At 71.9% G+C, this 12,394-nt stretch carries 11 protein-coding genes; 6 read left to right on the plus strand and 5 right to left on the minus strand.

Annotated elements, in window-relative coordinates; all coding sequences use genetic code 11:
- Window positions 1-7: 7 nt before the first annotated feature.
- Window positions 8-523, plus strand: a complete 516-nt coding sequence (locus ACFZAM_RS24030) for a hypothetical protein (RefSeq protein ID WP_391049173.1) — start codon at window positions 8-10, stop codon at window positions 521-523.
- Here ACFZAM_RS24030 and ACFZAM_RS24035 read toward each other — a convergent pair.
- On the minus strand, window positions 520-891 hold the full coding sequence (locus ACFZAM_RS24035; protein WP_391049175.1) for a DUF192 domain-containing protein: 372 nt from the start codon (window positions 889-891) through the stop codon (window positions 520-522). The genes ACFZAM_RS24030 and ACFZAM_RS24035 overlap by 4 nt on opposite strands.
- An 88-nt stretch (window positions 892-979) precedes the next feature.
- Here ACFZAM_RS24035 and ACFZAM_RS24040 point away from each other — a divergent pair, with 88 nt between their 5' ends.
- Window positions 980-1,717 (plus strand): prepilin peptidase, encoded by a 738-nt coding sequence (locus ACFZAM_RS24040; RefSeq protein WP_391049178.1) that lies wholly within the window; start codon window positions 980-982, stop codon window positions 1,715-1,717.
- Between the two features lie 316 nt (window positions 1,718-2,033).
- Here ACFZAM_RS24040 and mgrA read toward each other — a convergent pair whose 3' ends face one another.
- Complete coding sequence (gene mgrA / locus ACFZAM_RS24045) at window positions 2,034-3,077, minus strand: L-glyceraldehyde 3-phosphate reductase (RefSeq protein ID WP_355347898.1); 1,044 nt, start codon at window positions 3,075-3,077, stop codon at window positions 2,034-2,036.
- A 112-nt stretch (window positions 3,078-3,189) separates the two neighbouring features.
- Here mgrA and ACFZAM_RS24050 point away from each other — a divergent pair, with 112 nt between their 5' ends.
- The 4 genes from ACFZAM_RS24050 to ACFZAM_RS24065 all read left to right on the plus strand — a co-directional run bounded on the left by ACFZAM_RS24050 (window position 3,190) and on the right by ACFZAM_RS24065 (window position 8,557).
- Entirely contained in the window at window positions 3,190-3,951 is a 762-nt protein-coding gene (locus ACFZAM_RS24050; protein WP_355347900.1) for an isoprenyl transferase, read from the plus strand.
- A gap of 313 nt (window positions 3,952-4,264) precedes the next feature.
- Window positions 4,265-5,584, plus strand: coding sequence for a PhoH family protein (locus tag ACFZAM_RS24055; protein WP_355347904.1), 1,320 nt, complete (start codon window positions 4,265-4,267; stop codon window positions 5,582-5,584).
- A gap of 438 nt (window positions 5,585-6,022) precedes the next feature.
- Window positions 6,023-6,727: a transglycosylase SLT domain-containing protein gene (locus ACFZAM_RS24060; protein ID WP_355347907.1), complete on the plus strand. Its 705-nt coding sequence runs from the start codon at window positions 6,023-6,025 to the stop codon at window positions 6,725-6,727.
- 192 nt (window positions 6,728-6,919) lie between these two features.
- Entirely contained in the window at window positions 6,920-8,557 is a 1,638-nt protein-coding gene (locus tag ACFZAM_RS24065; RefSeq protein ID WP_391049184.1) for an AI-2E family transporter, read from the plus strand.
- 101 nt (window positions 8,558-8,658) lie between these two features.
- Here ACFZAM_RS24065 and ACFZAM_RS24070 read toward each other — a convergent pair whose 3' ends face one another.
- From ACFZAM_RS24070 to ACFZAM_RS24080, 3 genes are read right to left on the minus strand one after another with little or no spacing between them, the layout of a single operon-like run.
- Complete coding sequence (locus tag ACFZAM_RS24070; RefSeq protein WP_391049186.1) at window positions 8,659-11,073, minus strand: FtsX-like permease family protein; 2,415 nt, start codon at window positions 11,071-11,073, stop codon at window positions 8,659-8,661.
- On the minus strand, window positions 11,070-11,771 hold the full coding sequence (locus tag ACFZAM_RS24075) for an ATP-binding cassette domain-containing protein (RefSeq protein WP_391049189.1): 702 nt from the start codon (window positions 11,769-11,771) through the stop codon (window positions 11,070-11,072). Before ACFZAM_RS24075 ends, ACFZAM_RS24070 begins: the two co-directional genes overlap by 4 nt.
- On the minus strand, window positions 11,768-12,292 hold the full coding sequence (locus tag ACFZAM_RS24080) for a PadR family transcriptional regulator (protein ID WP_355347919.1): 525 nt from the start codon (window positions 12,290-12,292) through the stop codon (window positions 11,768-11,770). Before ACFZAM_RS24080 ends, ACFZAM_RS24075 begins: the two co-directional genes overlap by 4 nt.
- Window positions 12,293-12,394 lie beyond the last annotated feature (102 nt).

Genomic DNA, 12,394 nt, shown 5'->3' on the forward strand with positions numbered 1-12,394 from the left:
TGCCCGCATGCGGAACAAAACGGCGAAAAGCCGCCGGTATTCGCTCACCGGCGCCGCCCTGACCTGCCTGGTCCTGGCCACCCTCTCCGCCTGCTCGGTCGGCGCCGGAGCCCCGGACGGCTGGCGCTATCTGCGGGCCGACCCGCTGGCGGTCGCGGTCCCCAAGACCTGGCAGGACGTGCGCGGCGGGGCGGTGCTGCGCGGCCCTGACGGCCGTACGGACGCCGAGGTCGCCGTCAGCGCCAATCCGGGCGCCGGCGGTCCCCCCGACAAGGCGACGGCCACCGCCCTCGCCACCGCCCGCAAGGAGTCGCTGGACTTCGACGGCCAGCCCGGCCAGGTCCTCAGTTACGTCCAGGCCGCCCCCGACGGCCGCCCCGCCGCCCGCGTCGAGGTCCGCCTGCACGACTACGAGGGCCACCCGGTCACCGTCCGCGCCTGGACGGCCGACGGCGCGGCCGACCCGATGCTGCTGCGCCGGATCATCAACAGCATCGAATTCGCCACCGACCCGAACCGCTAGGGCGTGTCCGGCCCGCCTCCCACGTCCGCCTCCAGCCGGACCCCCTTGCGCACCCCCCACCGCGCCAGTGCGCCCGCCTCCGCCTCCAGGACGTGCCGGGCCAGCAGCCGGGGGCGGCCGACGCGGCCGGGCGGCATCGTACGGACGGCCAGGACGCGCAGCCGGCGGTCCAGATAGGCGACGTCGATCGGAAACCGCATCCGTACGGTGTGCACGCTGGAGGCCGGGGTCAGCAGAAGGGCGCCCTCGATCCCGTCCAGGCCGAGCAGCCCGCGGGTCCGCGCCCGGTACGACGCGGCGACCCGCAGCGGCACCTCGGCGTCGGGCGTACGCAGCGTGCCGTCACCGTCTCGCCAACGTCGGCGCATGGCCACTCCCCGGGGTGCTCGATCAGGCGGCAGTTGACGCGGTACGGGCCCCGTTACGGGTCCGCGGCGGCCGTGTACGGTCGGCCCGGTGCATGTCTATCCGATCGTGGCCGCCGCCGTGTGGGGAATCGTCAGCGGCCTGTCGCTGCCGCGCGCCGCCTACCGGTTGGCCGTCCCCTCAGGTGAGCCGTGGGCGGCGCACTGCCCCGAGGGTCACCCGCTGCCCGAGGGCATACGCGGCTGGCTCGGACCGGCGCGCTGCCCGCGCCGCGCCGAGGGCGGCTCCTACGGCTCCTACGGGCCCGCCGTCGTCCTCGCCCTCGCGTGCGCGCTCGCCTGCGCCGGACTGGCCGCCAGGGTGGGCGCCCACCCCGAACTCGTCGTCTGGCTCCTGCTGGTGCCGCTCGGCCTCGTCCTCGGCCGCGTCGACCTCAAGGTCTTCCGGCTCCCGGACGTCCTCACCTTCCCCGCCTTCTTCGGCACCGCCGCGCTGCTCGGTCTCGCCGCCCTGCTCCCCGATCACCGGGGCTCCTGGCCGCGCGCCCTGCTCGGCGCCCTCGCCGTCGGCTTCGTCTACCTGCTCCTCTTCCTCGTCAACCCCGCCGGCATGGGCTTCGGCGACGTCAAACTCGCCCCCACCCTCGGCCTCGCCCTCGGCTGGTACGGCTGGCCCACCGTCTTCACCGGCACGTTTCTCGGCTTCGCCCTCGGCGCCGTCATCGGCCTCGCCCTCATCGCCACTCGGCGCGCCACCCGCAAGACCCCACTGCCGTTCGGGCCCTTCATGCTCCTCGGCACCCTCACCGCCCTCCTGCTCACCCCCTGAGCCCCCCTCAGACCCCCGCCCCCTGTCCGCCCGCCCTCCGCAAGACGATGCCCCCCCGGGGGCGCGGGGAACTGCGCGCTCAGCCCCCACCTGCCCAATGGTCGGGAGACCACCGAACTGCCCCTCCGGGCCCGGTGGTGACGCGCAGCCATCGCCCTGGCCGACCGCGCAGTTCCCCGCGCCCCTGAAAACGCGGCGTACCGCCCGGCGCAGCCGCGGGCCCGGGGCCCGAGCCCCGAAAGAAAGGGGGGTGCCCCCCTCCGCCCGGTGAGGGGCGAAAGGGGGCACCCCCCTTTAAACGGAAGCGAGCCGCAGGCTAGGCCTCGCTGCTGACCGACCAGAGGTTGACCCCCTCCGGCTCCACCGCGTGCGCGTCGATGGAGGAGAGCTCCTCGGCGGTGAGGGGGGCGGCGCCGACGGCGGCGACGTTGGCCTCGAGCTGGGCGACGGAGGAGGCGCCGATGAGGGCGGAGGTGACGCGGGGGTCGCGCAGGACCCAGGACAGGGCGAGCTGGGCGAGCGACTGGCCGCGCGCGGCGGCGATGTCGTTGAGGGCGCGCAGCCGGCCGATGGTCTCGTCGTTGACGAGGCCGGGGTTGAGGGACTTGCCCTGGGCGGCCCGCGACCCCTCGGGGATGCCGCCGAGGTAACGGTCGGTCAGCAGCCCCTGGGCGAGCGGCACGAAGCCGATGCAGCCCATGCCCTCCTCCTCCAGGACGTCCAGCAGACCCTCGTCCTCGATCCACCGGTTGATCATGGAGTACGAGGGCTGGTGGATCAGCGCGGGCACCCCCAGCTCGCGCAGGATGCGCGCGGCCTCGCGCGTACGGTCGGGACCGTACGAGGAGATGCCGACGTAGAGCGCCTTGCCCTGCTGGACGGCGGTCGCCAGCGCGCCCATCGTCTCTTCGAGGGGCGTGTCGGGGTCGAAGCGGTGGGAGTAGAAGATGTCGACGTAGTCGAGGCCCATGCGGGACAGGGACTGGTCGAGGGAGGACAGCAGGTACTTGCGCGAGCCCCATTCCCCGTACGGTCCCGGCCACATGTCGTAGCCCGCCTTGGTGGAGATGACCAGTTCGTCGCGGTAGGGCCGGAAGTCCTGGGCGAAGAGGGTGCCGAAGTTGGCCTCGGCGGCGCCGTACGGCGGGCCGTAGTTGTTGGCGAGGTCGAAGTGCGTGACGCCGAGGTCGAACGCGCGGCGCAGGATGGCGCGCTGGGAGTCCAGGGTGCGGTCGTCGCCGAAGTTGTGCCACAGACCCAGGGAGACGGCGGGGAGCTTGAGGCCGCTGCGGCCGGTCCTGCGGTACTCCATCGAGTCGTAGCGCTCGTCGGAGGCGCGGTAAAGGGAACGAATATTCACGGTCTCTGCTTATCACGCGGGGGTGTCGGCCCCGCCTCCCCGGTTCGTCCGCGAGCCCTTGTGCGCAGTAGTGTGGCCGCCGGGCGACAGGCCCAGGAGGGGCTGGTGTGCGATGAATCTGCGCGACCTGGTGTACGGGCTGTACTCCCGCAGGGTGGAACGCCGGCTGGACGTGGCGCAGGGCCCCAAGCACATCGGCGTGATCCTGGACGGCAACCGGCGCTGGGCCAAGGCGTCCGGCGGCAGCCCCGAACAGGGGCACAGGGCCGGGGCCGACAAGATCTCCGAAATGCTCGGCTGGTGCGAGGAGACCGGTGTCGAGGTGGTCACGCTGTGGCTGCTGTCCACCGACAATCTGGACCGCCCCGCCGACCAGTTGGTGCCGCTGCTGGGCATCATCGAGGACGCGGTGCGTGAACTGGCCGCGACCGGCCGCTGGCGCGTGCACCACGTGGGCACCATGGACCTGCTGCCCGCGCACACCCAGTCGGTGCTCAAGGAGGCCGAGCAGGAGACGCACGCGCTCGGCGGCCTGCTGGTGAACGTGGCGGTGGGCTACGGCGGCCGGCAGGAGATCGCCGACGCCGTACGGTCGCTGCTGCACGAGCACGCGGGGCGCGGCACCACCATCGAGGACCTGGCCGAGATCCTGGACGTCGAGCACATCTCGGAGCACCTCTACACGCGCGGCCAGCCCGACCCGGATCTGGTGATCCGCACCTCGGGGGAGCAGCGGCTGTCCGGCTTCATGCTCTGGCAGAGCGCCCACTCGGAGTACTACTTCTGCGAGGTCTTCTGGCCCGCCTTCCGCAAGGTGGACTTCCTGCGGGCGCTGCGCGACTACGCGGCCAGGCACCGGCGCTACGGCACCTGACGACTTCCGTACCGGCGCGCCGGTACGGAAGACCCCGTGGAGCCCCTGCCGCGCGGGGCGCGGTGTGGGCCGTACGGGGGGCGTGGGGGCGGCCTGAATCCGGTGCCGCGAGGGCTCGACGACGGCGTGCGGAGGCCGGTTTCTCCCGCGTAATGGCCGGTGAGCGGTCGGTGACCGGGCGATGACCGTCGGATGACTGTCATATGCATTCGCATGGGCAACGGTTTTCCAGGGCATATCACTGGGAGACCGGCATCCGGCCCATGGTTGCCGGTACCGCAGTTCGACCTCTCCCGAGGGGGTTCGTCCACACGTGGTGACCAGCAAGAATCGCCGTGACAACGACCGGCGCACGTACGTACTCGACACCAGCGTGCTGCTCGCAGACCCCAATGCCATCGCCCGCTTCGACGAGCACGAGGTTGTGCTGCCGGTCGTCGTGGTGACGGAGTTGGAAGCCAAGCGCCACCACCCGGAACTCGGCTACTTCGCCCGCCAGGCGTTGCGGCTGCTGGATGAGTTCCGGATCCGCTACGGCCGTCTGGACGCACCGATTCCGATCGGTGACGTCGGTGGCACGCTGCGTGTCGAGCTCAACCACTCGGATCCCGGGGTGCTCCCCGCCGGATTCCGGCTCGGTGACAACGACTCGCGCATTCTGGCGGTCGCCCGCAATCTGCAGGCCGAGGGGTACGACGTCACCGTCGTCTCCAAGGATCTGCCGCTGCGGGTGAAGGCGTCCTCCGTCGGCCTGCTGGCCGAGGAGTACCGGGCCGAGCTGGCGATCACCTCGGGCTGGACGGGAATGGAGGAACTGCTGGTCGGGGCGGACGAGGTGGACACCCTCTTCGCGGAGGAGTCCATCGCGCTGCCCGAAGCGGCCGAGCTGCCGGTTCACACCGGCCTGGTGCTCCAGTCCGAGCGCGGCAAGGCGCTGGGCCGGGTCACCGAGGACGGCCGGGTGCGGCTGGTGCGCGGCGACCGCGAGGCGTTCGGCATCCACGGCCGCAGCGCGGAACAGCGGATCGCGCTCGATCTGCTGCTCGACCCCGACGTCGGCATCGTGTCGATGGGCGGGCGCGCGGGTACCGGCAAGTCTGCGCTGGCCCTGTGCGCGGGCCTCGAAGCCGTCCTGGAGCGCCGTCAGCACCGCAAGGTGATGGTCTTCCGGCCGCTGTACGCGGTCGGCGGCCAGGAGCTGGGCTACCTGCCCGGCAGCGAGGCGGAGAAGATGAGCCCCTGGGCTCAGGCCGTCTTCGACACGCTGTCGGCCGTGACGTCCAAGGAGGTCATCGAGGAGGTCGTGGCGCGCGGCATGCTGGAAGTGCTGCCGCTGACCCACATCAGGGGCCGTTCGCTGCACGACGCCTTCGTGATCGTCGACGAGGCCCAGTCGCTGGAGCGGAACGTCCTGCTGACCGTCCTGTCGCGGATCGGCGCCGGATCGCGGGTGGTCCTCACCCACGACGTGGCGCAGCGCGACAACCTCCGGGTGGGCCGTTACGACGGTGTCGTGGCGGTGGTGGAGAAGCTGAAGGGCCATCCGCTGTTCGCCCACATCACCCTCAACCGCTCCGAGCGGTCGCCGATCGCCGCTCTCGTCACCGAGATGCTGGAGGACGGCGGGGCCTGACCGGGGCACGGCCCCCGAATGGCGGGGGGCCTGAAGTGTCCGGATTTACTGAGTGATAGCGTGAGTTGAGGCTGCTGCGCCCGGCGTGAAGGGTGCAGCAGCCTAGCGTTTTACGGGGTCCGCCGCTCGGATTTACCCTCCTCCGCAGCGTGTGAGCTTTGCCACTCAACCGGAAATTGCCGCGCGGCGTCCGCGTACGGCAGGGTGTGAGGCTGTCAGGCCCCGCTTATGGCACTCCTACACCCTCAGGGGTGTGGGAAGAGCAGCTCCACACAAATCCACATCGACCGCCATGAGCCGCCCGAGCACCACGCGGGACTCCTCCGGGAGTTCGCACCGGGCCAGTGCCCCCGTGACCGACCGGCCCGTATTGGCGGACCGGCAGGAAGGGGACCGTGCCAGGGGCACGATTTCGTCCGTGAGGTCACCCATCGGGCGATGCTGGAAGGAAACCGTGTGAGCCGGATCTCGGTCCGGGGACTCGCGGTGGCTTCGGCCACTGCGGTCACCACTGTGGGCGCCGTCGTAGGCGTCGCGTCGGGCGCCGACCAGGGCTCTTCCGAGCCTGTCGAAGCAGCCGGCACGACGACCCTCCTTGCGGACATTCCCGCTGGGCAGCAGATTCAGCAGGCTTCGCTGACCGAGCAGGTGCAGGCGCAGTCGGACGCCGCCGATGCCACGGCCCGGCAGTCCGCTGAGCAGACCGCCCGCGTCCAGGCGGCCAAGGACGCCGCCGCCAAGAAGAAGGCGGCGGACGAGGCGGCTGCCAAGGAGAAGCAGCGCAAGCTCGAAGAGGCCGCCAGCCGGGGCGGTGGCGACTCACGTGCCACGTTCCCCGTCACGGCCTCGTACACGGTGGCGCAGGTCAAGGCGATGGCGCAGACCATCGTCGGCGGCGACCAGTTCGCGTGCTTCTCCAACATCGTCTCCCGCGAGAGCGGCTGGAACTACACGGCGACCAACCCCTCCTCCGGGGCGTACGGCCTGGTTCAGTCCAACCCCGGTTCGAAGATGGCCTCGGTCGCCTCGGACTGGCGGACCAATCCGGCCACGCAGATAAAGTGGGGCCTCAACTACATGAACAGCCGGTACGGCAGCCCTTGCGGCGCCTGGTCGTTCTGGCAGAGTCACAACTACTACTGAGCCGACGGCGCCCAGCCGTCAGGCGGCAGTGCGCGGTATCTCTCCGCAAGCCCCCGAGCCCTCAGGGCCGGGGGCTTGTGCGTGTCCCGGAACGGGGTAGGCGCGGGGAGGATGTGGGAGGCAACCCTCCTCGCGAATAACATCGTCATTCTCAGCAGTTCCACAGATGGTCGACGGGGTCAGGGGAGAGCAATGCCGGACAAGCGCCACTGGAGCGCCGTACTGGCCTCCGGGCTGGCCAATATCGCCGGACGGATCGACGAACGCCAGGCGGCGGTGAACGCGAGCCGCGGCGTCGGCGCCGCGATCGAGGACCCGCGCCGCGACTCCTCGGACGCCGCTCCCGCCACCGACCCCTCCGCCGGTACGGACCGGGAGGCCGACACGCCCGACGCGGCCTCCGAACCGGGCGGCGGGAAGCGTACGGCGAAGGCCGCCGGTGCGGGAGGCGGGGCCGTCGCGCCCCCGCCCGTCGTCGTCGTGCCCGCGCCGCGCGCGCCGCAGCCCGATCCGGTGTCGGCCGTGCCGTGGAGCATGCGCGTCGGCGCCGAGGTCGGCTGGCGGCTGCTGGTGCTCGCGGGCACCGTCTGGGTGCTGATGCGGGTGATCGGCGCCGTACAGCTCGTGGTGCTGGCCTTCACTGCCGGCCTGCTGATCACCGCGCTGCTCCAGCCGTTCGTCGCCCGCCTCAAGCGGCGCGGTGTGCCGCGCGGGGTGGCGACGGCCATGGTCTTCGTCGGCGGCTTCGTCATCATGGGCCTGGTCGGCTGGTTCGTGGTCTGGCAGGTGATGGACAACATCAGCAATCTGTCGACCAGCCTCCAGGACGGCGTCAACGAGGTGAAGAAGTGGCTGCTCAACAGCCCCTTCCACGTCACCGACGACCAGATCAACCAGGTCGCCAAGAACCTCCAGGAAGCGATCGGCTCCAACACCAAGGCGCTGACCGACGCCGGGCTCCAGGGCGTCACCGTCATCGTCGAACTGCTCACCGGCATACTGCTGGCGATGTTCAGCACGCTGTTCCTGCTCTACGACGGGCCGAACATCTGGAACTGGTTCCTCAAGCTGTTCCCCGACGCGGCCAGGGACGGGCTGGCCGGCGCCGGTCCGCGCGCCTGGCGCACCCTCACCCTGTACGTGCGCGGCACGGTGATAGTCGCCCTCATCGACGCCATCTTCATCGGCGTCGGCATCTTCTTCCTCGGCGTGCCGATGGCCGTGCCGCTGGCCGTGGTCATCTTCCTGTCGTCCTTCGTGCCGCTGGTCGGCGCCGTCGCCTCCGGCTTCATCGCGGTCGTCGTGGCCCTGGTCACCCAGGGGCCGTTCACCGCGCTGATGGTGCTGGTCGTCGTGCTCGCCGTCCAGCAGATCGAGGGGCACATCCTCCAGCCCTTCATCCTCGGCCGCGCCGTCCGCGTCCACCCGCTGGCCGTCGTCCTGTCCGTCGCCGCCGGTTCGATGATCGCGGGCATCGGCGGCGCCGTCGTCGCCGTGCCGCTGGTCGCGGTCGGCAACACGGTGGTCGGCTACCTCAGGGCCCACACCAAGGAGCGGGCGGCGGCCGCAGCCGGTCCGCACGGCGCGACGGCCTACGAGATCGCCCCGGTCACCACCCGTCAGCCCCCGGCGGACCCGGAGGCCCCGGCCTCGGGCGGCCCGACACCGGACGGCCCCGGCCCCGGGGGCTCCGGTCCTGGGGGCTCCGGCCCCGAGGGCTCCGGTCCCGAGGGTTCCGGTCCTGAGGGCCCCGGCCCGAACGGTCCCGGCCCGGACGACCGGGACCCCTCCCACGAGGACGACCACACTCACGAGGGCGCGTCCGCCTAACAGCGCCCCCGCGACCGCCCCCCGCCTCCGACCGCCCCCGCGTCCCCCCTCCGGACGCGGGGGCGGTCGCGTCGTTCGCCCTTCGCCCTTCGCCCTTCGGCCTATTCGGTCCGCAGACCGTCCGGCCGCATCAGCCGCCACAGCGGCGGCAGGCTGAGGAGGGTGACGGCCAGGACGACGGACGCGCCGATCGCCGACATCTGGGCGACGATCGCCCAGTCGACGTGGAACGTACGGCCGACCATCGCCAGGAGCGCGGCGCCGAGCCCGAGCCCCCCGACACAGGCGAGGACCAGGCCGAGCGCCATCGGAATGGCCGTCTGCCACAGCACCGACCAGGCCAGGGCGGTGCGCCGGGTGCCGAAGGCGACCAGGACGGCGAGCAGCTTCTTGCGGTCGCGGAGCTGCTCCAGCATCGTGACGAGCAGGCTGGCGCCGATCAGCGCCATGGTGATGGCCGCGCCCACGAACAGGCCGCGCCGCAACTGGCCGTACTGCGTCTGCGTGGTGCTGTCGCTCACGGCCGAGACGGTGACCGTCGGGCCGAGCGCGGCCCCGGTGTTGCGCAGGTACTCCACCGCGTCCCGCTTGCCCGCGTCGAGGTTGACCATGACGACGGCCGTGGGATCGGCCAGCTTCGACTGGTCGACGGCCTCCGGGGTCAGCAGGACGCCCCAGTTGGTCTGACCGCGCGGGTCGGTCCGCGCCGTGACCGAACGGGCGTCGGACGGGACCGTCCACAGCCGCGGAGCGCCGGTGTACGGCAGGGCGCCGGTGTTGAGGTCGAGGCGCTTGCCGGGCTTGGCGTACTTGGCCAGGTCCGCGTTGGACGACGCGCCCCAATGCTCGTTGTTGGGCACGATGTAGACGCTGCCCGCCCCGCAGGAGCCGATGTCGGCCATCTGCCGCAGCGTGTCGCAGTCGGCGACCAGCAGCGGGATGTAGGCGGTCTCGGCGTCGGGGCCGAGCTTGCTGGCGTCCGGCTGCGTGGCCCGCGTGTCGATGAAGCCGTACGCCCGCGCCACGCCGGGCGTCGCCCGGACCTTCGCGGTGTAGTCGACCGCCTGCCGCGCGTCGGCGGTCGGCGCGCTGACGGTGGCCTGGATACGGGACGTGTCGGCGCCCGTGGAGTGCACGAAGGTGTCGTTGACGCCCGCGAAGAGCATCTGGAGCGCGATGGCCCCGGCGACCGCGACCGTGACGCCGCTGACCATCCGCGCCGATCCGTTGCTGTTCAACTGGAGCCTGCGGGTGGCCAGTTGCCAGGCGACCGGTCCGCCGCGCAGCCGTCCGACGACGGCCTCCACGACCCAGGGCAGCACCGTGGTGACACCGAACAGCAGCAGCACCGCGCCCGCCGCGGTCTGGTACTCGTTGACATGCGCGTCGCTGCCGTTGACCGAACCGAACAGCGGGACCAGCAGGCCGATGCCGACCAGCGGCACCAGCAGCCGCCACCACAGGGTGCGGCGCCGGCCGAGCCCCTGGCGGACCACGCCGAGCGGTTCGATCGCCGTGCCGCGCAGGCTGACCAGGGTCACGGCGACGGCCGCCACCGGGACCGCCAGCACGATCAGCGTGGTGAGCGCCGCGTTCGGCGTCATGTCGGCGGGAAAGGCGCTGATGTCGTGGATCGTGAAGTGCGAGGCCAGCTGCCGACCGGTGAAGAAGAACACCGCGCCCAGCACCAGCCCGAACAGCGACCCCAACAGGGCTTCCCCCGCGGCGATTCTGCGGGTCATCCGGATGTCCGCGCCGACCAGCCGCATCGCCGCCAGCCGCCGGTCCCGCCGCTCGCCGCCCAGCCGTACCGCCGCGCCGACGAAGACCGCGACCGGCAGCAGCAGCACCACCAGCATGACGACCAGCAGCAGCGTCAGCACCGGGCTCATCGCCTCGGACGGGGCGTGGTAGCCGTACGAGGTGACCCGCGTGGCGTTGCCGTGCCCGTAGTTCTCGTCACGGGCGGTGAGCTGATCGCTGCCCGCGTAGTACAGCAGCTCGCTCGGGCCCATCAGCCCGGCTTCCCCGACGGTGCCGGTGATCTTGTACGGGATGCGCTCGCGCAGCAGCGGCGTGGAGTTCAGCAGCTTGCGCAGCGCGGGGGAGACCACCATCTCCCCGGCGCCCGGCAGATGGGCGACGCCGGGCGGCGAGGGTGCCTTGGCCCCCTCGGCCTGGAGCAGCGAGCCGCTGATCTGCGAGTCCCGGTAGACGGTCCTGACGTCGGCCACCAGGAGCGAGCGGTCGGACGGCTTGGCGATGAACGTGGCGGAGGAGGTGTCGCGGGCCACCCGCTTCTGTTCCCGCGTGTCCAGCATGGCCGGTACGGCGGCGGCGAGCAGCAGCAGCGCCACGCCGAGCCCGACGCCGACGGCGGTCAGCACCGTACGGGTCCAGCCCTCGCGTCCGCCGCCCGCCGCGAAACGCGCGCCGAGCGCGAGGTCGCGCGCCCAGGTCCGCACGCCGGCCGGCTGGTCCGGTGCCCCGGTGCCGTGAGGTTCGCGGCTGTTCATGACACCCGCTCCATGTCGCGCGACTTCCCGTCCCGCACGACGATCTCCCGGTCGGAGTAGGCGGCCACCCGCGCTTCGTGGGTGACCAGGACGACGGCGGCGCGGGTGTCGTGCGCGGCGTCGGTCAGCAGCCGCATCACCCGCTCGCCGTTGAGCGAGTCCAGCGCGCCGGTCGGCTCGTCGGCGAAGACGACCCGCGGGCCGCCGACCAGCGCGCGCGCCACCGCGACGCGCTGGCCCTGGCCGCCGGAGACCTCGCCGGGCCGCTTGTCGGCGATGTCGGCGACCTCCAGGCGCTCCAGCCACTGCGCCGCCTGCTGCTCGGCCGGCCTGCGCTTGGCGCCGCCGAGCCGCATCGGCATCGCCACGTTCTCCAGGCAGGTCAGCTCGGGTACGAGCTGGCCGAACTGGAAGACGAAGCCGAAGTCGGCGCGGCGCAGCGCGCTGCGCTCGCCGTCCGACATGGCCGACAGGTCGCGTCCCCGGTAGCGCACCTGGCCGGAGTCGGCCTTCACGATGCCGGCCAGGCAGTGCAGCAGGGTCGACTTGCCCGACCCCGAGGGGCCCATGACCGCGACGACCTCGCCGGGCCTGATGCTGAAGTCGGCGCCGTCCAGCGCCGGGGTCGGGCCGTACGCCTTGCGCAGTCCCGCGGCCACCAGCAGCGGCTCGGGTCGGGGCTCGGTCGACGCGTTCATTTGGCCACCTCCGCGGCGAGCTGGTCGAGACGGGCGGCGGTCAGCTCCAGCCACCGCAGATCCGCCTCCAGATGGAACAGGGCGTGGTCGCAGATGAGCTGGTCCGCCAGGTCGCCCGCCGACTTGCGCCGGGTGAGGTCGCGCATCAGCCGCAGGTGCTCGGCGCGCTGGGTGTCGAGCAGGTCGGCGGCCGGGCGGCCGGTCAGCAGCGCCAGCACGACCTTCGTGTACAGCGTGGTCTGGAGGTACGGTTCCGGCTTCTCCGGCTGCGTCAGCCACGTCTCGACGTCCGTGATCCCCGCTTCGGTGATCGCGTACCGCTTGCGCTCGGGGCCGCCGCCCGGCTCTATGCCGTCCACCTCGACCAGGCCGTTCTTCAGCAGCCTGGCCATCGTCGAGTAGACCTGCCCATAGGCCAGCGGGCGGTCGTGTCCGAACCGTTCGTCGAATGCGCGCTTGAGGTCGTAGCCGTGGCGCGGGCCGGACTCCAGGAGTCCGAGCAGGGTGTGCCCAATTGACATGCGGAGCACTGTACACCACGGGTATACACACCATGTATACGCATCGGAGCGCTGCCTTCCGCCGCCGTGCGGTGGTGTCGGGAGGGGGCCGGTGGCGGGCGG

Origin of the sequence: Streptomyces sp. NPDC008079, from assembly GCF_042957385.1 — a bacterium.
Taxonomy (GTDB): domain Bacteria; phylum Actinomycetota; class Actinomycetes; order Streptomycetales; family Streptomycetaceae; genus Actinacidiphila.